Origin of the sequence: Streptomyces phaeolivaceus (assembly GCF_009184865.1) — a bacterium.
In the GTDB taxonomy this organism is placed as follows: Bacteria; Actinomycetota; Actinomycetes; order Streptomycetales; family Streptomycetaceae; genus Streptomyces; species Streptomyces phaeolivaceus.
Genome location: NZ_CP045096.1, coordinates 7,557,961 through 7,579,735, shown reverse-complemented (window position 1 = coordinate 7,579,735; position 21,775 = coordinate 7,557,961). Strand labels below are relative to the sequence as shown.

The window sequence follows — 21,775 nt, the reverse complement described above, 5'->3', positions numbered from 1 at the left end:
CACCTCCATGACGACGAACCCCACGAGCCCACCCGCCCCCGACACCCCGCGCGGACCCGCCGGACGCCGCGAATGGACCGCCCTCGGCGTGCTGATGCTTCCGCTGCTGCTGGTCTCGATGGATGTCTCGGTGCTGTACTTCGCCGTCCCGGCGCTCAGCGCGGATCTGGAACCGAGCGGCACCCAACTCCTGTGGATCTTCGACATCTACGCGTTCGTGCTGGCCGGACTGCTGATGACGATGGGCTCGCTCGGTGACCGCGTCGGCCGCCGCCGGCTCCTGTTGATCGGCGCGGCGGCGTTCGGCGCGGCGTCCCTGGTGGCCGCGTACGCGAACAGCGCCGAGACACTGATCGCGGCCCGCGCGGTGCTCGGTGTCGGCGGCGCGACACTCATGCCGTCGACGATGGCGCTGACCCGGACGATGTTCACGGACCCCGGCCGGCGGGCGAAGGCCATCGGCATCTGGTCGGGCGTGATGGCGGGCGGTGTCGCCCTCGGCTCGGTGCTCAGCGGTGTGCTGGTGGAGCACTTCTGGTGGGGCTCGGTCTTCCTGGTGAACCTGCCCGCGATGGCCCTGCTGCTGCTCCTCGGCCCGCTCCTGCTCCCCGAGTCGCGGAACCCGGCCCCCGGCCGCTTCGACCTGCTGAGCGTCCCCCTGTCGATGGCGGCCGTGCTGCCGGTGATCTACGGCCTGAAGGAGATCCCGTCGGAGGGCTGGAACGTGCGGTACGTGCTGTCCGTGACCGTCGGTCTGCTCTTCGCGGCCCTGTTCGTCCACCGCCAGCGCACCGCGGCCTCCCCTCTCGTCTCCCCCGCGCTGTTCCGGGGCCACGGCTTCACCCCGGCCCTCGTCCTGAACCTCGTCGCGGCCTTCGGGATGCTGGGCTCGGTCTACTTCACCACCCAGTACCTCCAGTCCGTCCTCGGCAAGAGCTCACTGGAGGCCGCGCTGTGGGGGCTGCTGCCCTCCGTACTCGTCGGGGTGGCCGCGCCGGTCACCACGCTCCTCGTGCGGCGCGGCGCGAACCGGGCCCACGTCGTGTCCGGGGGCTTCGCGACCGCCGCGTGCGGTTACGCGCTGCTGGCCCTGGCCGGCACCGACTCCCTCTGGCTGGTCCTCGCCGGCGCCGGAATCCTCGCCGCCGGCATCGTCGCCGTGTTCGCGCAGATGACCGACCTCGCCCTCGGTGCCACCCCCGTCGAGCGCGCGGGCTCCGCGTCCTCCCTGTTGGAGACCGGCCAGGAGTTCGGCGGCGCCCTCGGCATGGCCACCCTGGGCTCCATCGGCACGGCCCTCTACCACCGCGAGATCCCGGCCACCGCGCCCGCCCCGGCCCGCGAGACCCTCGGGGGCGCCCTGGCGGTGGCCGACCAACTGCCGGGCCCGGCGGCCGAGTCCCTGAGGACGGCCGCCCGAGCCGCCTTCACCACCGGCATGCAGGGCGCGGCGACGGCCGGCGCCGTCGTCCTGCTGACAGCGGCGGTCCTGACGGTCGGCGCGCTGCGCGGAGTGCGGGTACGCGAGCCCGCCCACGAACAGCCCGCCCACGAACAGCCCACCTGCGATCAACCCGCCCGCGACCAGCCCTCACATGACCAGCCCGCCGCGACCACCCCGTCCTGATCAGCCCGCCGTGATCAGACCCTCCCGGTACGCGATGGACACCGCCTCCGTGCGGCTCGCCGCGCCCAGCTTGGCCAGGATGTTGGACACGTGCACGCTCGCCGTCTTCCCGGTGATGAACAGCTCGTCACCGATCTGCCGGTTGGTGCGCCCGAGCGCGAGGAGCCGCAGGACATCGCTCTCCCGGGAGGTGAGCGCGGGTACGTCCCCGGCCGCCGGGCCGCCCGCGAGCCGTCCCCGGCGGATCAGCGCGTCCAGGTCGGCGCGCAGCGCCACGGCCCCCAGCCGGTCGGCGGTCTCCCGCGCCGCCCGCGCCTCGGCCCCGGCCTCCTCCCGCTCGCCCGCCCCCAACAGCGCCTCCGCCAGCCGCAGCCGGCACCGCGCGCCCTCGTAGGGATCACCGAACGCGAACGCGTCCACCGCCCTGCGCCAGCCCTCCACGTCGGGGCCGGTCGTCACCCGCGTCCACTCGGCCTCGGCCCGCGCCAGCCAGGCCAGCCCCTCCGGGCCCTGCCGTCCCCCGTCCTCCCCCTCGGCGGCGGTGATCCGCGCGGCCCGCACCAGCTCCTCCCCCGTGGGGGCCCAGTGCCGTACCCCTTCCTCGTCCCCGGCCGACCGCCGTTCCGTCACCGCGTCCGCGACGGCCCCGAGGGCGAGCGCGGCGAGGCGGACGGTCGCGTCGGGCCGGGCGCCGATCTGCTCGGTGAGGACGGCGACACTCGTACGGAACCGGGCGACCGCGGCCTCGGGATCGTGCCGCAGGACGGCCGCCTCGGTGAGGACGATCGCCGCGACGAGGGCGGCCATGAAGTCGTACGGCCCGTCCAGGAGCGCCCGCGCCCGCTCCGCCGCGCTCTCGTCGCCGCGCGCGAGGGCGACGTACAGGGCGGGGCCGAGCGCGTACCCTGCCGTCGAGGGCAGCCGGTCGGCGTCGGCGGCCGAGCGGACGCACTCGTCCCAGCGGCCCAGCGTGTACAGGCACAGGGACTGGAGGTAGCGCATCTCGACCGGGTACGGGGAGGAGAGCAGCCCGGTGCGGCCCGCCCGGTACAGGCCCTCGGAGAGCCAGCCGAGGCATTCGTCGAGGTCGCCGGATTCGAAGCAGCCGACGGCGAGGTTGAACAGGGCGCGCATCTCCACGGTGACGTTGCCCGCGCGCCGGGCCAGCTCACGGGCGTCCTTCAGCCGTGCCCGGCCCTCCGGGGTGCGGCGGTTGCGCCGGGGGTCGAGGCCGACGACGGAGATGGCCAGGTCGGCCTCGGCGTCGGCCAGTCCGAGCCGCCCGGCGACCTCCAGCGCCTCGCGCGCGACCCGCCCGGCCTCCTCGTCCTGCCCCACGTATCGCGCCGCCATCACATGTGTGGCCGCCGCCCACACCCAGGTACGGGACGGGGGTTCGGCGGGGATCATCGCCAGCGCCTCGCTGCTGTACCGGAACGCGGCCTCCAGGTTGTCCACCCGCATCAGGTCGCCGGCGAGGGTGTAGCGCACCCGGGCGGCCAGTTCGGAGTCGGCGTCCGCGCCGGTTCCGGCGAGCGCCGAGCGGGACAGGGAGACCGCGCGGTGGTTCTCCCCGGCGCGCGCGGCGGCGGACGAGGCGCGCAGCGTCAGGGTGACCGTGTCGAGGTCCCGGGGCCGGGCCCCGCAGTCCACGGACGACCACAGATCGAGGGCGCTCTCCAGATGCCGCAGCTCCTCGGCGGGCGCCCCGATCCCGGACGCGTGGTCGGCGGCCTCGACGGACGCGGCCAGCGCGTCGGCCAGATCATGGCTCTCGCGCGAGTGGTGGGCGCGCTCGGCGCTCTCCCCCACCCGGCCCCGGCGGGCCAGCAGCTTGGCGAACACCCCGTGCAGGCGCACCCGTTCGCCCGGCAGCAGATCCGCGTAGACCGCCTCCCGGGTGAGCGCGTGCCGGAACTCGTACGTCGATCCCTCGCCCGGCAGCAGCAGTTGCCGGCCGACCGCCTCCCGCAGCGCCGACTCCAGCTCTTCGTCCGGGAGTTGGACGGCCTCCCGCAGCAGGTCGTGCCCGACCCGGCGGCCCGCCACGGCCGCGGTGCGCAGCACCTGCTGGGCGGCGCCGGGCAGTTGCTCGATCCGGATCAGCAGGAGGTCGGCCAGCCCGCTCGGCAGGACCGCGCCCGGTTCGTCCGCCGTCGCCGCCAACAGCTCCTCGGCGTAGAAGGCGTTGCCCTCCGCCCGCTCGACGATCCTGCCGACCGTGGCCTCGGACAGCGGCTCGGCGCGCAGCGAACGCACCAGCCTCGCGACCTCCGGGTCCGGCATCGGCCGCAGCTCCAGCCGCTCCACGGCGGGCAGCCGCACCAGTTCGGCGAGCAGGGGGCGCAGCGGGTGGCGGCGGTGCAGGTCGTCGGCGCGGTAGGAGGCGAAGACGGCGAGGCGGTGGGGCGGGGTGCCCGGGGTGGGGCGCTGGAGGACGCCCCGGCTGAGCAGGAAGCGCAGCAGGTCCCGTGAGGACTGGTCGGCCCAGTGCAGGTCCTCCAGCACGAGCAGGGCGGGGGTGGTGGCGGTGAGGTCCGTCAGCAGGGCGGCGACGCCCTCGAAGAGCTGGAGCCGGTCGACGCCGTCGGCTCCGCCGCCGAGGAGGCGGGCGGTCGCCGGGTGCGCCTCCAGCAGCGGCGCGAACCGCTCGTCGACGGCGAGGGCGCCCAGGATCTCGGTGAACGGCAGATAGGGCAGACCGACATCCCCGAGGTCCACGCAGTGCCCGGTGAAGACGACGGTCCCCCGCTGTTCCGCGTACGCCGCGGCCTCCGCCAGCGTCCGGCTCTTCCCGACACCCGCGTCCCCCGCGACCAGCACGGCACGGGGTTCCCCGTCGACGGCCCGGTCCACGACGTCCCTCAGCCGGGCCATCTCGGCGTTTCGGCCGACGAACGGCGCGTACACGATGCTCTGCCCCACGGCACCATCCTGGCACGTGGGTCAGGGGGTGCGTGGGCGGGTGCGGGTGGGTGGGGGCTGGTCGCGCAGTTCCCCGCGCCCCTGAAGAGCCGGGGCTGCGCCCCGGGCTCTTCGGCCCGAAAAAGCAGGGGGCGCAGCCCCCGCTTTTTCAGGGGCGCGGGGAACTGCGCGAGAAGCCCCACCGGACCCGCACCCGCCCACGCAACCTCAGACCAGGTTCACCGAGCGCGCCGACGTCGCGCCGATCTCCTCCGCGACCTCCACGAGCACCGGCTGCGGCACGGTGTCGTCCACGGTCAGCACCGCGAGCGCCTCGCCCCCGGCCGCGGAACGGGCGACCTGCATCCCGGCGATGTTGATCCCGGCCTCACCGAAGATCCGCCCCACCGTGCCGACGACACCGGGCCGGTCGACGTACCGGAAGACGACCATGTGATCGGCGAGCGCCAGATCCACGTCGTACTCACCCACCGCGACGATCTTCTGGTGGTGCTTCGGCCCGGCCAGCGTCCCGGACACCGACACCTCCTCGCCGCTGCCGAGCGTCCCGCGCACGGTGACGACATTGCGGTGGTCGGGCGACTCGGACGAGGTCGTCAGCCGCACCTCGACGCCGCGCTCCTGCGCGAACAGCGGGGCGTTGACGTACGACACCGTCTCGTCGACGACGTCCTCGAAGACGCCCTTGAGCGCGGACAGCTCCAGCACCTTCACATCGTGCTGGGTGATCTCGCCGTACACCTCGACGTCGAGGCGGACCGCGACCTCACCGGCCAGCGCGGTGAAGATCCGGCCGAGCCGCTCGGCGAGCGGCAGACCGGGCTTGACGTCCTCGGCGATGACACCGCCCTGGACGTTCACCGCGTCCGGGACCAGCTCACCGGCGAGCGCGAGACGCACGGAACGGGCGACCGCGATGCCCGCCTTCTCCTGCGCCTCGTCCGTGGACGCGCCCAGGTGCGGGGTGCAGACGACCTCGTCCAGCTCGAACAGCGGCGAGTCGGTGCAGGGCTCCTTGGCGTACACGTCGAGGCCCGCGCCCGCGACCCGGCCTTCCTTGAGCGCCGAGTACAGCGCGGCCTCGTCGACGATCCCGCCGCGCGCGGCGTTGACGATCCGCACCGACGGCTTGACCTTCGTCAGCGCCTCGTCGCCGATCAGACCGGCCGTCTCGGGGGTCTTCGGCAGGTGGACGGTGATGAAGTCGGAGACCTCGAGGAGCTCGTCCAGGGAGAGGACCTTGACGCCCATCTGCGCGGCCCGCGCGGGCTGTACGTAGGGGTCGTAGGCGACGACCTTCATGCCGAACGCGGACATGCGCTGGGCGACGAGCGCGCCGATGCGGCCGAGGCCGACGACACCGAGGGTCTTCTCGGCCAGCTCCACGCCCGTGTACTTGCTGCGCTTCCACTCGCCGTTCTTCAGCGCCGTGTTCGCCTGCGGGATGTGGCGGGCGGTGGCGAGCAGCAGACCGCAGGCCAGCTCGGCGGCGGTCACGATGTTCGAGGTGGGGGCGTTGACGACCATCACGCCGGCCTTGGTGGCGGCGGAGACGTCCACGTTGTCCAGGCCGACGCCGGCGCGCGCGACGACCTTCAGCTTCTTCGCGGCGGCGATCGCCTCGGCGTCGACCTTGGTGGCCGAGCGGATCAGGATCGCGTCGACGTCGGCGATGGCCGGGAGCAGTTCGGCTCGGTCCGCTCCGTTGACGTTCCGGATCTCGAAGTCCGGGCCCAACGCGTCGACGGTGGCGGGCGACAGCTCTTCAGCGATCAGTACGACTGGTTTCGAGCTCACGTGAGTCCTCACAAGTCCAATGCTGCGGACGGCCGTCCCGACGGCCGCAGGCGGTGGAGGGGAAGCGGCACCGGAGATTCGCGGGGCGTTCCCGTGTCGTTCGGTGCGTGCTCTCGGTGTGCCGGACGAAGGCTCTCGTAGCGGAGCTACTGGGGCCTTCGGCCGGTGCGGCGAGAGTGCGTGCCGGGCGGCGCGGGGGCGTGCCCGTAAATCTTCGGTGTCGCTGGGCCGCGTGGAAGACGCACGACGCTGTGGGCCTGACGCGTATGTAGTGCAGCAGTGTAGTGGCGCCGGGGGCCTCGCCTCACGCCACTGCGGAAGGATCACCCGGACGTGAAACAAGGCCGGCCGTGGCACCGGGTGAACCCCGCCACGGCCGACCTCACAGGATCACGCCTCGTCGTCGTTGACCCACGACATGAGCTTGCGCAGCTCCTTGCCCGTGGTCTCCAGCAGGTGCTCGGAGTCCTGGGTCTTGTACTCGTTGTACTTCTTCAGACCGCCGTGGTACTCGTCCATCCACGCCTGGGCGAAGGTGCCGTCCTGGATCTCGGCGAGGACCTTCTTCATCTCGGCCTTGGTGGCGTCCGTGATGATCCGCGGGCCGGTGACGTAGTCGCCCCACTCGGCGGTCTCGGAGATCGACCAGCGCATCTTCTCCAGGCCGCCCTCGTACATGAGGTCGACGATCAGCTTCAGCTCGTGCAGGCACTCGAAGTACGCGATCTCCGGCTGGTAGCCGGCCTCGGTCAGCGTCTCGAAACCGGCCTTGACCAGCGCGGCCGTACCACCGCAGAGGACGGCCTGCTCACCGAACAGGTCGGTCTCGGTCTCCTCGGTGAAGGTCGTCTTGATGACGCCGGCGCGGGTGCCGCCGATGCCCTTGGCGTACGACAGGGCCAGCGCGAAGGCGTTGCCGGTGGCGTCCTGCTCGACGGCGGCGATACACGGAACGCCGCGGCCCTCCTCGTACTGGCGGCGGACCAGGTGGCCGGGGCCCTTGGGGGCGACCATGCAGACGTCGACGCCGGCCGGGGGCTTGATGAAGCCGAAGCGGATGTTCAGGCCGTGGCCGAAGAACAGGGCGTCGCCGTCGTTGAGGTTGTCCTTGATGGACTCCTCGTAGACCTGGGCCTGGATGGGGTCCGGGACGAGGATCATGATGACGTCGGCCTCGGCGGCGGCCTCCGACGGGGTCACCACGCGCAGGCCCTGCTCCTCGGCCTTCGCCTTGGACTTGGAGCCCTCGTGCAGACCGACGCGGACGTCGGCACCCGAGTCGCGCAGGGACAGCGCGTGGGCGTGGCCCTGGCTGCCGTAGCCGATGACCGCGACCTTGCGGCCCTGGATGATGGACAGGTCGGCGTCAGCGTCGTAGAACAGCTCGGCCACTTTGGTTTCTCTCCTTGAGTGCAGGTGTTGCGTCCCACCGTATGACGGCGGGCGGAATGAAAGTCCGCGGGTCTCGGTATACGGGCGGCCGGGTCGACGGTCGAGGGCCGACGGTGGCCGGCCGCCCGTGTTCAACTGCTCAGGCCGACCGGTCGAGCGCCCTCAGCGAGCGGTCCGTGATCGAACGGGAACCACGTCCGATCGCGATCGTGCCGGACTGGACCAACTCCTTGATACCGAACGGCTCCAGCATCTTCAGCATGGCGGACAGCTTGTCGCTGGAGCCGGTGGCCTCGATGGTGACGGCCTCCGGGGAGACGTCGACGGTCTTGGCGCGGAAGAGCTGGACGATCTCGACGATCTGGGAGCGGGTCTCGTTGTCGGCGCGCACCTTCACCAGAACGAGTTCCCGCTGAACGGCGGAGCCCGGCTCCAGTTCGACGATCTTCAGGACGTTGACGAGCTTGTTGAGCTGCTTCGTCACCTGCTCCAGCGGCAGTTCCTCGATCACGTTCACCACGATGGTGATGCGGGAGATCTCGGGGTGCTCGGTGACACCGACCGCGAGGGAGTCGATGTTGAAGCCGCGACGGGAGAACAGGGCGGCGATCCGGGCCAGGATGCCGGGGGTGTTCTCCACCAGGACGGAGAGCGTGTGCTTGGACATGGCTTCTTTACGTCTCTTTCGCTCAGTCGTCTTCGTTGTCGCCGAAGTCGGGGCGGACGTCCCGGGCGGCCATGATCGTGTCGTTGGAGGTGCCGGCGGCGACCATCGGCCACACCATCGCGTCCTCGTGGACGACGAAGTCGACGACGACCGGGCGGTCGTTGACCGAGTTCGCCTCCTCGATGACCTTGTCGAGGTCGTCCGGGGACTCGCAGCGGATCGCGTAGCAGCCCATGGCCTCCGACAGCTTCACGAAGTCGGGGACGCGGGTGCCGCGGGCCTTGGGGTTCACGTCGTCCGGGCCGCTGTGCAGGACGGTGTTGGAGTAGCGCTGGTTGTAGAACAGGGTCTGCCACTGGCGGACCATCCCGAGGGCGCCGTTGTTGATGATGGCGACCTTGATCGGGATGTTGTTCAGGGCGCAGGTGGTGAGTTCCTGGTTGGTCATCTGGAAGCAGCCGTCGCCGTCGATCGCCCAGACGGTCTGCCCGGGGGCTCCGGCCTTGGCGCCCATGGCGGCCGGGACCGCGTACCCCATCGTTCCGGCGCCGCCGGAGTTCAGCCAGGTGGCGGGCTTCTCGTACTGGATGAAGTGGGCGGCCCACATCTGGTGCTGGCCGACGCCCGCCGCGAAGATCGTGCCCTCGGGGGCGAGCTGGCCGATGCGCTCGATGACGGCTTGCGGGGAGAGCGAGCCGTCGGCCGGCTGGTCGTAGCCGAGCGGGTAGGTCTCGCGCCAGCGGTCGAGGTCCTTCCACCAGGCGCTGTAGTCGCCCCGGACGCCCTCGCTGTGCTCCTTCTGCACGGCCTGGATCAGGTCGGCGATGACCTCGCGGGCGTCACCGACGATCGGCACGTCGGCGGCGCGGTTCTTGCCGATCTCCGCCGGGTCGATGTCCGCGTGGACGATCTTCGCGAACGGCGCGAAGCTGTCCAGCTTGCCGGTGACCCGGTCGTCGAAGCGGGCGCCGAGGGCGATGATCAGGTCGGCCTTCTGCAGCGCGGTGACGGCGGCCACCGAGCCGTGCATCCCGGGCATGCCCAGGTGCTGCGGGTGGCTGTCGGGGAACGCGCCGAGCGCCATCAGGGTGGTGGTGACGGGCGCGCCGGTCAGCTCGGCGAGCACCTTCAGCTCGGCCGTGGCCCGCGCCTTGAGGACGCCGCCGCCGACGTACAGCACGGGCCGCTTGGCGGCGGTGACCAGCTTGGCGGCCTCGCGGATCTGCTTGGCGTGCGGCTTGGTCACCGGCCGGTAGCCGGGCAGGTCGGTGGTGGGCGGCCAGCTGAAGGTCGTACGGGCCTGGAGGGCGTCCTTGGCGATGTCGACCAGGACCGGACCGGGGCGGCCGGTGGAGGCGATGTGGAAGGCCTGCGCGATGGTGCGCGGGATGTCCTCGGCCTTGGTGACCAGGAAGTTGTGCTTGGTGATCGGCATCGTGATGCCGACGATGTCCGCCTCCTGGAAGGCGTCCGTGCCGATCGCCTTCGACGCGACCTGCCCGGTGATCGCGACCATCGGCACCGAGTCCATGTGGGCGTCGGCGATCGGGGTCACCAGGTTGGTGGCGCCGGGGCCCGAAGTGGCCATGCAGACACCGACCTTGCCGGTGGCCTGCGCGTAGCCGGTCGCGGCGTGGCCGGCGCCCTGCTCATGACGGACCAGCACATGACGCACGCGGGTGGAGTCCATCAGCGGGTCGTAGGCCGGGAGGATCGCACCGCCGGGGATGCCGAACACCGTGTCGGCCCCGACCTCCTCGAGAGAGCGGATGAGGGACTGCGCACCCGTGACGTGCTCGACGGGGGTGGACGGTCCTCCGGATCGGGGCCGCGGCTGCGGATGGTGGGCCCCGGTGGCCTGCTCGGTCATCGGCATTCTCTTCTCGATGCTGAGGGTGTTTTGCGAGGTTTGTACGAAGTGCGGCTGGCGTCCGACTGGTGCCCGTGCAACAAAAAACCCCTCCTTGCCACGAGGCAAGCGAGGGGAGCGCGCCGGGTACGGTCGCCGGGGATTCCGGAACGTCCTCCGGTGGGTCCCAGCTTCAGCCGACGCGCTTTCCAAGTACGAGGATTCGAGTGCGCATGGCACTGACCCTCCCCCCGGCGCGCACCGCGTGTCAAGTGAGTGGGACGGGAGTCTCATCATGTGAGCTATGGGCACGTCCGCCTCCCTCGACAGCGGTTACCCCCTTGTGTACACCCCCGCGCCCCTCAATGCCCGCTCTCACCTCCGGGGCGCCAGCGTCGGTGGCGACGCCACGACCGCGCTGAGCGCCTCGGACCTCCGCCCTCCCCCGCTCTCGGCGCCGATCCGCCCCTCGGGCTCCCTCCCGCCACCCGCGAACGCGGGTTCCGCGGGTCCGCTGGGCAACGGGTAGTGCCCGAGCGACAGGGCCCGGCGCAGGCGGTACTCGTCCAGGGGCCCGGAGAAGGCGGCACCCTGGCCGTGGGTGCAGCCCATCGCGCGCAGGGCGACGACCTGCTCGGGCAGGTCCACCCCGTCGGCCACGGACTGCAGCCCCAGGTCGTCGGCGATCCGCAGCAGCCCACGGGTGATCTTCTGGAGCCGCGTGGACTCCACGATCCCCTCGATCAGGCCCCGGTCCAGCTTCAGTACGTCGACGGGGAGCCGGCGCAGTGCCGTGATGGCCGCGTGGCCGCTGCCGAGGCCGTCCAGCGCGACCCGGACCCCGAGGCGCCGCAACTGGTTCAGCCGGCGCTCCAGCTCGTCCAGCGGGCACTTCAGCTCGGTGTCGGACAGCTCGACGACCAGGGAGCCGGAGGGCAGCCCATGGCGGGTGAGGAGCGTCTCGATCGAGCCGGGGGGCAGTGAGCGGTCCAGCAGCCGCCGGGCGCTCATCCGGACGGAGACCGGTACGTTCAGGCCGCCGGTGAGGCGGTCGGCGGCCTGCTCGACGGCCTGCTCCAGCATCCAGCGGCCCAGCTCGGCGGTCTTCTCGCTGTCCTCGGAGACCCGCAGGAACTCGGCGGGCGTGAACAGCACCCCCTGGGACGAACGCCAGCGGGCCGCCGTCGCCACCGAGGAGATCCGGCCGGTCTCCAGCTCCACCACGGGCTGGTTCAGCAGCATGAACTCGCCGTCGTGCAGCGCGGCCCGCAGCCGGGTGGCCAGCTCCGCCTTGCGTACGACGTCCTGCTGCATCTGTGGCTTGTACAGCTCGACACGGCCCTTCCCGGACGCCTTGGCCCGGTACATGGCGAGGTCGGCGTTGCGCAGCAGCTCGCCCGCGCCGAGGCCGGGCTCGGCGAAGGAGACGCCGATGGAGGCGGCGACCCGGACATCGTTTCCGTCGATGGTGTACGGCTGCGAGAGGGCGATCCGCAGGCGGTCGGCCAGCTCCAGGATGTGCTGTTCGCGGGCGGAACGGTCGCGGGAGCCGTCCCCGACGATGAGGGCCGCGAACTCGTCGCCGCCGAGGCGGGAGGCGGTGTCCCCCTGCCGGACGGCGTCCTGGAGTCTGCGGGCGGCCTGGACGAGCAGTTCGTCCCCGGCCTGGTGCCCGATGGTGTCGTTGACGGCCTTGAAGCCGTCGAGGTCGATGAAGAGGACCGCAGTGTTCCGCAGGGCGACGCCCCGGTCGGAGGAGCGGCGGCCGGAGAGCGCCTGTTGCACGCGCTTGGTGAACAGGGCGCGGTTGGGCAGGTCGGTGAGCGGGTCGTGTTCGGCGTTGTGCTGCAACTGGGCCTGGAGGCGGACCCTTTCGGTCACGTCCCGGCTGTTGAAGATGAGGCCGCCGTGGTGGCGGTTGACCGTGGACTCCACGTTCAGCCAGCCTCCGCCGCCGCCGGACTTGAAGCGGCACTCGATGCGGGTGGTGGGCTCCTCGGCGGGGCTGGCGGCGAGGAAGCGGCGCACCTCGTGGACGACGCAGCCGAGGTCCTCGGGGTGGATGATCGAGGCCAGCTCCTTGCCGACGAGGTCCTCCGCGGGGCGGCCGTAGACCCCGGCGGCGGCCGGGCTGACGTAGCGGAGGATGCCGTTCGGGGCGGCGATCATGATGACGTCGCTGGAGCCCTGCACCAGGGAGCGGAAGTGGTTCTCCTTCTGGGCCAGTTCCTGGGTGAGGGTGATGTTGTCGAGGAGCATGATGCCCTGGCGTACGACGAGGGCGAGCACCACGGTGCAGGCGGTGATGAGCACCACGCGGTCGACGCTGCGGCCGTTGAGCACGTTGTAGAGGATGCCCAGGGTGCAGACGGCGGCGGCCAGGTAGGGAGTGAGCGCGGCCAGGGATCCGGCGATTGGGCGGGTGGCCGGATACCGGCTGTGACCTCCTCCCTGGAGGAGCACATGCACGTGTCCACCGGGGCCGTCGTGCCGGTGGCCGGGCTGGACCTCGTGGCGGTGTCCCGGCTTCGGGTCGTGCCGCTGGCCCGGGATGTGTTCGTGCACCACGCGCGCGTGCCCGCCCTCGTCCGACCGGCCGTGCCGCTGGCCGGCCCAGGGGGCGTAGGCGAGGAGCAGGGAGCCCGCGAACCAGCCGGCGTCGAGGAGCTGCCCCGACTGGTAGCTGGTGTGCAGCAGGGGTGAGGTGAACAGGGCGTCGCACATTACGGTGAGCGCGAGGGCGCCGATCGCGGTGTTGACCGCGGAGCGGTGCATCGAGGAGCGGCGGAAGTGCAGCGCGAGCACCATGCTGACCAGGGCGATGTCCAGGAGCGGATAGGCCAGGGAGAGCGCGGTGTGGGCGGTGTCGGAGTCGTCGAGCTGGGCGTTCTGGGCGAGGGCGAGGCTCCAGGAGAGGGTGACCAGGGAGCCGCCGATGAGCCAGGAGTCCAGTGCGAGGCAGATCCAGCCGGCCTTGGTCACGGGCCTCTTGGCCAGCACCAGCAGGCCGACGATGGCGGGTGGCGCGAAGCAGAGGAAGAACAGGTCCGCGTAGCTGGGCTCGGGGACGGGCCGCTCCAGGACGACCTCGTACCACCCCCAGACGCCGTTGCCCAGGGCCGCCATGGCGGAGGAGAGGGCGAACAACAGCCAGGCCGGTCGAAAGCGGCTGCGGCGGCTGCGCGCGTAGCGGAAGCAGGAGACGGCCGCCGCGGCAGCCGCGGCGCTGAGGCCGAAGTCGCCCATGACGAGGGCGACTTGCTCATTGCCCCAGCCGAGCGCGGCACCGACGGCGTAGGCCGCGCAGAGCAGGGCGAGGACGAGCTGGGCCCGTAGGCTCGCGCCACCGCGGGCGGGTGCCCGTCCGCCGGGCGACGGCGGCCCGGTCAGCGGCCTGGCCGCCCGGAGGGTGGGGCTCAGCGTGGTGGCGGAGGACGGGCGGGGGCTCACCGGATCTCCCCGGTGAGTGCCGCCCCGGTGTCCCGCCGGTCCCGGTGGGTCGGCTGGGTGTGCTTTCTGCGGTTGCTGTGCCTGCGGTGATGACCTTGACCGCCGCGACCGCCGTGGCTCCCGTGCGGGTGCCTTCGCGTCGCGGCTCGCCAGGGCCGCCGTCGGCGGCTCCGCCGCGTCGGATCGTTCGTCCATAGGCCGTGCATCGCCCGTCGCCCCCCTCGCTGTCTCAAGTCCGTCCCCGGCGCCGAACGGTGCGCGGCGCAGCCCCTGTCGGGACGATACACCAGTCTCGTCACTCAGGGACATAGTTCCTCTACGCTCAGTGACCACCTCTGGCAACACGAGCACGGTCCGCTTCCGAAGGAACGCGGAGGGTGCCCGAAGTGGATTACGCGTCGTCCGTCTCGCCCGTCGTAAGAACCACGTTGCGCAGTGGCTCCCGGTTCACGAATCGTCCCAACTGGTCCACCAGCAGCCTTTTGGCACGCGGCAGGAAGGCCGACGTGGGTCCGCCCACATGCGGGCTGATGAGCACGCCGGGCGCGCGCCAGAGCGGGTGCCCCGGCGGCAGCGGCTCGGGGTCGGTGACGTCGAGTGCCGCGGTGATGCGCCCGGTGTCCAGTTCCGCGAGCAGCGCCTTGGTGTCGACGACTCCTCCGCGGGCAACATTCACCAGGAGGGCGCCGTCCTTCATATGGGCCAGGAAGTCGGCGCCGACCAGGCCTTTCGTCTGTTCCGTGAGCGGAGTGGACAGGATCACGACGTCGGCCGACGGCAGCAGGGAGGGCAGTTCGGTGAACGAATGCACCGGTCCGCGCGCCGTGGTGCGCTCAGAGCGCGCGACGCGCGCCACCCGCGCCACCTCGAAGGGTACGAGCCGGTCCTCGATGGCGGAGCCGATCGCGCCGTAGCCGACGATCAGGACGGACCTGTCGGCGAGCGCGGGGCGGAAGTCGCCCTGCCAGCACTCCTGTTGCTGGGCGCGCACGAAGTCGGGGACACCGCGCAGCGAGGCGAGGGTCAGGGTGAGCGCGAGTTCGGCGGTGCTGGCCTCGTGCACTCCGCGCGCGTTGCACAGCTGGACCCCGGGAGGGAGGCTCGACAGCCGGGCCAGGACGTCGTCGACGCCCGCCGTGAGCGTCTGCACGACCCGCAGGTTCCGCATCCGTTCCAGCGGGTTCACCTTCACCGGCCACCGTTTCATGTACGGCACCACGTACAGGACACAGTCCGCGGGATCGCCGGGATACGGCTGGGTGCCGTCCTCGCCCCCGTCCCAGAAGAGGTAGTCGGGGCCCTGCGGGAGCCCCTCGATCTCGTCCGGCGGGATGGAGAGCCACACATCGCCGGTCACGTCCGCGGTCGGGTCGGCAGTCGCGTCAGCAGTCATGCTCCGGAGGCTATGTCAGGTACCCGGTACGGCAGAGGTTAGGTTGGGGGTCGCGAGAGGGAGGGTCACGACCAGGTGGAGCGCAGGACGATCGGCGCGGCGACGCTCGACGTGGGGGCCGTAGGACTCGGGTGCATGCCGATGAGCTGGGCGTACACCGGATCGCGGCAACGGGGCGACGAGTCGATGCGGACGGTGCACCGGGCGCTCGACCTCGGCACGACTCTGCTGGACACGGCCGACATGTACGGCCCCTTCACCAATGAGCTGCTGGTCGGCCGGGTGCTGAAGGAGCGCCGCGCGGAGGCCTTCGTCTCCACCAAGGTGGGTCTGCTGGTGGGCGAGCAGCACATCGTGGCCAACGGCCGCCCCGGCTATGTGCGACGGGCCTGCGATGCCTCGCTGCGCCGGCTCCAGACCGATGTCATCGACCTCTACCAGCTGCACCGGGCGGATCCCGAGGTCCCCGTCGAGGAGACATGGGGCGCGATGGCGGATCTCGTCCGGGCCGGGAAGGTACGGGCGTTGGGCCTGTGCGCGGTGGGCGCGCGGGCGGGGCGCCGGCCGGGCGCGGGCATGTACGACACCACGATCGGCCAGCTCCAGCGGGTCCAGCAGGTCTTCCCGGTGAGTGCCGTGCAGGCCGAGCTGTCGGTCTGGTCGCGGGAGGCGCTGGACTCGCTGCTGCCCTGGTGCGTGGCCCGCGGTATAGGTTTCCTGGCCGCCATGCCCCTGGGGAACGGTTTCCTCACCGGCACCCTCACGCCTGGCGGGGGCTTCGAGCCCGACGACCTCCGGGCCCGTCATCCCCGTTTCACCTCCGAGATGATGGCCGCCAACCAGCCCCTCGTCGTCGGTCTGCGCCGGATCGCCGCCCGGCACGGGGCGGACGTGACCCCGGCGCAGGTGGCGCTGGCCTGGGTGCTGTCCCTCGGCCCGCACGTGGTCCCGGTGCCGGGCACCAAGCAGGCGCGGTGGGTGACGGAGAACGCGGCGGCCCACGCGCTGCGGCTGACGGCCGGGGATCTGGCCGAGGTGGCGGGTCTGCCGCCCGCGCGGGGATCCTGGGACTGAGGGGACGGCGGCCGGGCGTGGGGCCGGAAAATCCTCTTGATCCGGCGGAGGTGGAACTTGTGGGGCGCTCGCGGTGTAAGACAAGGAGAAGCTCCACGCCGAAGGGATCGTGATGGTGCAACGTCGAGTGGTGACGGCCGTGTTGGCCGCAGCCGTGCTCCTGGTGACGACCGGCTGCTCCTCCGACGACGGGGAGGGTACGGACGCGGCCGGCAGCTCGCCCCCGAGCAGCAGTGGTGCCGGGTCGTCCCCGCCCGGCCAGGAGGCGGAGGACGCGGCGCCCCCCGCGAAGGGCTCGGTGAAGGTGGTCCGCACCGTCGCCGAGGGCCTGGACACCCCCTGGGGTCTCGCGGCCCTGCCCGAGGGCGGACTCCTGGTGTCCTCCCGTGACGGGGCCACGATCAGCAGGATCGACGAGGAGTCCGGCAAGGAGACCGTGCTCGGCGAGGTCCCGGGGGTGGCCCCGGCGGGCGAGGGCGGCCTCATGGGCATCGCGGTCTCCCCGGAGTACGCCTCGGACCACATGATCTACGCGTACTTCACCTCGGAGTCCGACAACCGGATCGTACGGATGCTGTACGACCCCGAGAAGCCCGCGGGCGAGCAGCTCGGCGCCCCCGACACCCTCCTGCGCGGCATCCCCAAGGGCACCAACCACAACGGCGGCCGGCTCGCCTTCGGCCCCGACAAGATGCTGTACGCGAGCACGGGTGAGCGGTACGAGGGTCCGCTGGCCCAGGACAAGGACTCCCTCGGCGGCAAGATCCTCCGGATGACCCCGGAGGGCGAACCGGCCCCGGGCAACCCCTTCGACGACTCCGTCGTCTACTCGTACGGGCACCGCAATGTCCAGGGCCTGGCCTGGGACGGCAAGCAGCGGCTGTGGGCCTCGGAGTTCGGCCAGAACACCTGGGACGAGCTGAACCTCATCCAGCCCGGCGGGAACTACGGCTGGCCCGAGGTCGAGGGCAAGGAGGGCGGGTCCGGCTACATCGACCCGGTGGCCGTCTGGACCACGGACGAGGCCTCCCCCAGTGGCATCGCCCTGGCCGAGGGCTCGGTCTGGATGGCGGGCCTCAAGGGCCAGCGCCTGTGGCGCATCCCCCTGGACGGCACGGAGACCGCCGCCGACCCCCAGGCCTTCCTGGAGGGCGAACACGGCCGCCTCCGCACGGTCCTCTCCGCCGGCGGCGACAAACTCTGGCTGGTGACCAGCGAGACGGACGGCCGGGGCTCCCCGGAGGACGGCGACGACAAGATCCTGGAGCTGGAGGTGTCGTAGCCGACGGGTGCGAGCGGGTCATCGGCCCCCATGATCCCCGCATGCTCCCCGCATGATTCCCTCGGTCATCCCGCCGCCAGCCGCTCTCCCTCTCCCTCCCCCACCGGCGCCAGCCCGACCCGATGGGCCACCGCCGCCGCCTCGCCTCGGCCCGAGACGCCGAGTTTGGCGAGGATGTTGGAGACGTGGACGCTGGCGGTCTTCGGGGAGATGAAGAGTTCCCCGGCGATCTGGCGGTTGGTGCGGCCGACGGCGACCAGGCGGAGCACGTCGTGTTCGCGGTCGGTGAGGCCGAGCGCGGCGACGGGGTCGGCGGCGGCGAGGGCGGTCCCGGGGGCGCGGTTCAGGGTGAGGCGGGCCCGGCGGGCGAGCAGGGCGACCTCGTCGGCGAGCGGCCGGGCGCCGAGGTGGTCGGCGACGGCGGCGGCCAGCCGCAGCAGTTCCGTCGCGCGGTCCCGGGTCTCGTCGTCGGTGCCCTCGGTCAGCAGCGCCTCGGCGAGGCGGTGCCGGACGCGGGCGAGGTCGTAGGGCCGTTCCAGGGGCTCGAAGGCGGTGACGACGTCGGACCAGGTGTGCGGGGTCATCAGGCCCTCGGCGCGCTGGAGTTCGGCGCGGACCCAGCGTTCGTGGGCGAGCCAGATCGGTGCGCCGGTGGTGAGCTTCTTGACCACGGCGCGGATCCCGTCGAGGACCTCGGCGCGGCCGGCCCCGGCGGTCGGCAGGGCGCGGGCGTCGGCCTCGGCGGTGGCGGCGGTGAGCAGCAGCGGCCAGGCGTAGCGCTGGGTGCCGACGGGGAACCCGGTGTCGAGGACATGGGCGAGTTCGGCGCGGGCCTCGGGGAGGCGGCCCTCGGCGGCGGCGATGCCGAGGGCGAGGGCGGACAGCGGCAGGTTGTTCTGCGGCATCGGGTTGTGGCGGCCGTAGAGCGTGTGGGCGGTGGTGAGTCGGTGCCGGGCCTCGGCGAGATCGCCCCGGGCGAGCGCGACGGCGGAGGCGCACATGGCGCTGAGGCCGCCCGGTTTGGGGCTCGGGCCGCTGATCCCTGACTGTCTGGCCGCTTCCACGGCCTCGTCCCAGCGGCCCAGGGAGATCAGCGACTCGGCGAGGTTGCCCCAGATCCAGGCCTCGGACACCGACAGGCCCATGCTGCGGACGACGTCGAGGCCCTCGCGCAGCAGGTCTACGGCCTCCTGCGAGCGGCCGACGCTCTCCAGACAGGACGGGACGTTCACATAGGCGCGGCCCACGACAGCTGCGGGACCGCGTTCCAGGGTGCGGCGGCGGGCGTCCTCCATCTCCGCGATGCCCGCCTCGACGTCACCGGCTTCGACCAGCAGGCCGCCGAGGGTGATGCGGGCGTTCAGTTCGATGTCCTCGGCGCCCACCATGCGCGCGTACTCGACGGCGCGCTGGGCGTCGGAGAGCGCGTCGGGGCCGGGGGCGTGGAGCATCGACCAGCAGGCGACGCGGGAGAGCACCTCGGCGTGCACCTCCGACGGGGGCAGACCCCGGACGAGTTCCTGGGCGGTGGCGAGTTCCTTCCAGCCGTCGCCCCGGGCCAGGCCCTCGGTGAGCAGGGAGCGCTGCACCCAGAACCAGGCGGCGCGCAGCGGGCTGCTGCCGTCCGCGAGCCGGTCGAGGGCCCGGCGGGTGATCCGCAGGGCCCGCTCGCGCTCTCCGCACAGCCGTCCCGCGACGGCCGCCTCGGCCATCAGGTCGAGATAGCGCAGCGGATGGGTGCCGGGGGCGCAGCCGCACGGCGGGTAGACCTCGGTGTAGTCGACCGGGCGCAGCGTGGCGCGTACGGCGTCGGGGACCGCGTCCCACAGCTCCATCGCCCTTTCCAGCAGGCGTAGTTGCTCGGCGCGGGCGTGCCGGGAGCGGGCCTCGGCGGAGGCGTCGAGGACGGCGGGCAGGGCCTTGGCTGGATCGTGGGCGTGGTACCAGTAGCTGGCCAGGCGGGTGGTGCGGCCGTCGGCGGGCACGAGCGCCGGGTCGTTCTCCAGGACCTCGGCGTAGCGGCGGTTGAGGCGTGAGCGTTCCCCGGGGAGCAGGTCGTCGCCGACGGCCTCGCGGACCAGGGAGTGCCGGAAGCGGTAGCCGTCGCCGCCGGGGGCGGGGATCAGGATGTTGGCGCCTACGGCGGTCCGCAGGGCCTCGATGAGGTCGTCCTCGGGGAGCCGGGCGACGGCCGCGAGCAGGGCGTACTCCACGGTGGAGCCGCCCTCGGCGACGATGCGGACGACCCGCTGGGCGTCCTCGGAGAGCCGTTCGACGCGGACGAGGAGCAGATCGCGCAGGGTGTCGGTGAGGCCGGGGCAGCCGCCGTCGTGGGCGGCGGCGGCGAGTTCCTCGACGAAGAAGGCGTTGCCGTCGGAGCGGTCGAAGATCTCGTCCACGCGCTGCGGTTCGGGTTCGGCGGCGAGGATGCCGGCGAGCTGGTGGCCGACCTCGGCGCGGTTGAAGCGGGGCAGTTCGACACGGTGGACCGTGCGGAGGCGGTCGAGTTCGGCGAGGAGCGGGCGCAGCGGGTGGCGGCGGTGGATGTCGTCGGAGCGGTAGGTGGCGAGGACGACGAGGCGGCCGGTGCGCAGGGTGCGCAGGAGGTAGGAGAGGAGGTGGCGGGTGGAGGCGTCGGCCCAGTGCAGATCCTCCAGGACGAGGACGATCGTGCGGTCGGCGGCGAGGCGTTCCAGCAGGCGGGCGGTGAGTTCGAAGAGGCGGGCGGTGCCCTCCTCGTCGTGCCGTGCGCGTGGGGCCTCGCCCAACTCGGGCAGCAGCCGGGCCAGTTCCTGTTCCTGTCCGGTGGACGCGGCGGCCAGTTCCTCGGGCAGCCTGCGGCGCAGGGCGCGCAGCGCGGTGGAGAACGGGGCGAAGGGCAGGCCGTCGGCGCCGATCTCGACGCAGCCGCCGAGCGCGACGACCGCGCCCCCGCGCGCGGCCTCACCGGCGAACTCCTCGACCAGGCGGGTCTTCCCCACTCCGGCCTCCCCGCCGAGCAGCAGCGCCTGCGGTCCGCCGCTCCCGTCTCCCCCGATCCCCGTCGCGCCCCGACCGGCGCGGGCCAACGCCTCGCGCAACACCTCCAGTTCGCCGACGCGACCGACGAACACCGGACTGACGGACCTGGTCTCCACATCGCCGAGCATCGCACGACCCTCGGACTCTCCGGCACCGATTATCCGCAGCCCCCGAGGGGCCGGCTTCGCCCTCGCCCCGGCGCTCACGCGGCGCGCGGGAAGCGGAGCCGGCGTAGGCGTTCGCCCAGGACGCGCCCTTCGGACTCCTTGTCACCCTCTCCCGACGCGGGCCTCCGCGTGGCCCTGGAGTCGTGTGCGGCCTCGCGGCGGGCGCGGCGGGCCTCGCGGACCTGGCGGTAGTGCTCCGCCTCGCGGATCAGCTCGGCGGAACGGATCTGGTGCAGCTCGTGCTCGTACATCTGATACCCCTGGTGAAGTCGGTCTCGGCTCGCTTCCTGCGATGCCTCAACCCTCGTCTCCCAGGGGGGTCCGCCACATCGGGAGAGTTCCGCATCTTCACACGTGGGAGGGGCCTTAGGTCCGTCCCAGGAATACCTGGGTCGGGCCTAAGGCCCCTCAGAAGCGGTCCTGAGCCGTCCCGCCCAAGCGGGCGCGGACGTCAGGTGCTCGGCAGTGCCAGCAGGATGTCGGAGTACTTCAGGGCGGCCAGCACCAGCCCGATGAAGCCGACCGAGACACCGGCCCAGGCGACCGACTTGATCCACGGCGTCTGCACCTGGTCGGGGTCGCCGAACGCGGGCCGCACCAGCACGGCGACACCGACGATCAGGCCGACCAGCGCGAAGATGCCGCCCCAGAGCGCGTTGGCCTGCCAGGCGTCGCCGTAGACGGCCTGGAGCTGCGTGGCGACGGTGGCGTTCGTCGCGGCCTGCATCTCGATCTGGCCGGTGATCTCCGCGCGCGCGGAGGCGACCGTGCCGACCCAGCCGCCGGTCAGCGAGACCAGGCCCAGCACCACGGACACGATGCCGGCGGCACCCTGTCCCACACCCGGCGTCGCCTTCGCGGCGGCCGGCGGGAACTCCTCGTCGAACTCCTCGGCCTCGTCGGAGTCGCCGAGGTCACCGGAGCCGTCGGCCTCGGCCGCGTCACCGGCGTCCGCCGCGGCGTCCGTCGTGGCGTCCGTCGTGGCGTCCTCCTTGGCCGCGTCCCCCTTGGTGAGGTCGGTGCCCTTCACCGACTCGTCGTCGTTCCTGGCCTCGGCGCCCGTGTCGGCCCCGGTCTCGTCAACTGTCTTGGTTCCCATACCTCGCACCGTACGAATGTTGTCTGAGAGGT

Annotated in this window: 13 protein-coding genes; 3 read left to right on the top strand and 10 right to left on the bottom strand. The window is 72.3% G+C overall.

The features are described 5' to 3' along the window. Positions 1-7 precede the first annotated feature (7 nt). Entirely contained in the window at positions 8-1,627 is a 1,620-nt protein-coding gene (locus tag F9278_RS34945) for an MFS transporter (RefSeq protein ID WP_152171867.1), read from the top strand. Here the strand turns inward: F9278_RS34945 and F9278_RS34940 are convergent, their stop codons facing one another. The 7 genes from F9278_RS34940 to F9278_RS34905 form a co-directional block, all read right to left on the bottom strand. Further along, complete coding sequence (locus F9278_RS34940; RefSeq protein ID WP_152171866.1) at positions 1,628-4,552, bottom strand: helix-turn-helix transcriptional regulator; 2,925 nt, start codon at positions 4,550-4,552, stop codon at positions 1,628-1,630. It lies immediately after the preceding gene. Positions 4,553-4,759: 207 nt separating this feature from the next. Continuing rightward, entirely contained in the window at positions 4,760-6,349 is a 1,590-nt protein-coding gene (serA, locus tag F9278_RS34935; protein WP_152171865.1) for a phosphoglycerate dehydrogenase, read from the bottom strand. Positions 6,350-6,739: 390 nt separating this feature from the next. Then, positions 6,740-7,741, bottom strand: coding sequence for a ketol-acid reductoisomerase (gene ilvC / locus F9278_RS34925; RefSeq protein WP_152171864.1), 1,002 nt, complete (start codon positions 7,739-7,741; stop codon positions 6,740-6,742). Between the two features lie 139 nt (positions 7,742-7,880). Then, positions 7,881-8,408 (bottom strand): acetolactate synthase small subunit, encoded by a 528-nt coding sequence (gene ilvN / locus F9278_RS34920; RefSeq protein WP_030040507.1) that lies wholly within the window; start codon positions 8,406-8,408, stop codon positions 7,881-7,883. 22 nt (positions 8,409-8,430) lie between these two features. Further along, positions 8,431-10,278: an acetolactate synthase large subunit gene (locus F9278_RS34915; protein WP_152171863.1), complete on the bottom strand. Its 1,848-nt coding sequence runs from the start codon at positions 10,276-10,278 to the stop codon at positions 8,431-8,433. 354 nt (positions 10,279-10,632) lie between these two features. Beyond that, positions 10,633-13,707, bottom strand: a complete 3,075-nt coding sequence (locus tag F9278_RS34910) for a putative bifunctional diguanylate cyclase/phosphodiesterase (protein WP_226967089.1) — start codon at positions 13,705-13,707, stop codon at positions 10,633-10,635. 391 nt (positions 13,708-14,098) lie between these two features. Continuing rightward, the gene (locus F9278_RS34905) at positions 14,099-15,100 is read right to left on the bottom strand and encodes a 2-hydroxyacid dehydrogenase (protein WP_193241769.1); all 1,002 of its coding nucleotides are present in this window, start codon (positions 15,098-15,100) and stop codon (positions 14,099-14,101) included. A gap of 75 nt (positions 15,101-15,175) precedes the next feature. Between F9278_RS34905 and F9278_RS34900 the strand changes: the two genes are divergently transcribed. Both F9278_RS34900 and F9278_RS34895 read left to right on the top strand, forming a co-directional pair. Next, positions 15,176-16,174: an aldo/keto reductase gene (locus F9278_RS34900; protein ID WP_152171862.1), complete on the top strand. Its 999-nt coding sequence runs from the start codon at positions 15,176-15,178 to the stop codon at positions 16,172-16,174. A gap of 112 nt (positions 16,175-16,286) precedes the next feature. Then, a complete protein-coding gene (locus F9278_RS34895) occupies positions 16,287-17,456 on the top strand; it encodes a PQQ-dependent sugar dehydrogenase (RefSeq protein WP_152171861.1) in 1,170 nt (389 codons plus the stop codon). Positions 17,457-17,521: 65 nt separating this feature from the next. Here F9278_RS34895 and F9278_RS34890 read toward each other — a convergent pair whose 3' ends face one another. The 3 genes from F9278_RS34890 to F9278_RS34880 form a co-directional block, all read right to left on the bottom strand. Further along, positions 17,522-20,605 carry a helix-turn-helix transcriptional regulator gene (locus F9278_RS34890; RefSeq protein WP_152171860.1) on the bottom strand — a complete coding sequence of 1,028 codons (3,084 nt, stop codon included), beginning with the start codon at positions 20,603-20,605 and terminating at the stop codon, positions 17,522-17,524. A gap of 74 nt (positions 20,606-20,679) precedes the next feature. After that, complete coding sequence (locus F9278_RS34885) at positions 20,680-20,895, bottom strand: hypothetical protein (protein ID WP_152171859.1); 216 nt, start codon at positions 20,893-20,895, stop codon at positions 20,680-20,682. Between the two features lie 200 nt (positions 20,896-21,095). Beyond that, complete coding sequence (locus tag F9278_RS34880) at positions 21,096-21,743, bottom strand: hypothetical protein (RefSeq protein ID WP_152171858.1); 648 nt, start codon at positions 21,741-21,743, stop codon at positions 21,096-21,098. Positions 21,744-21,775 lie beyond the last annotated feature (32 nt).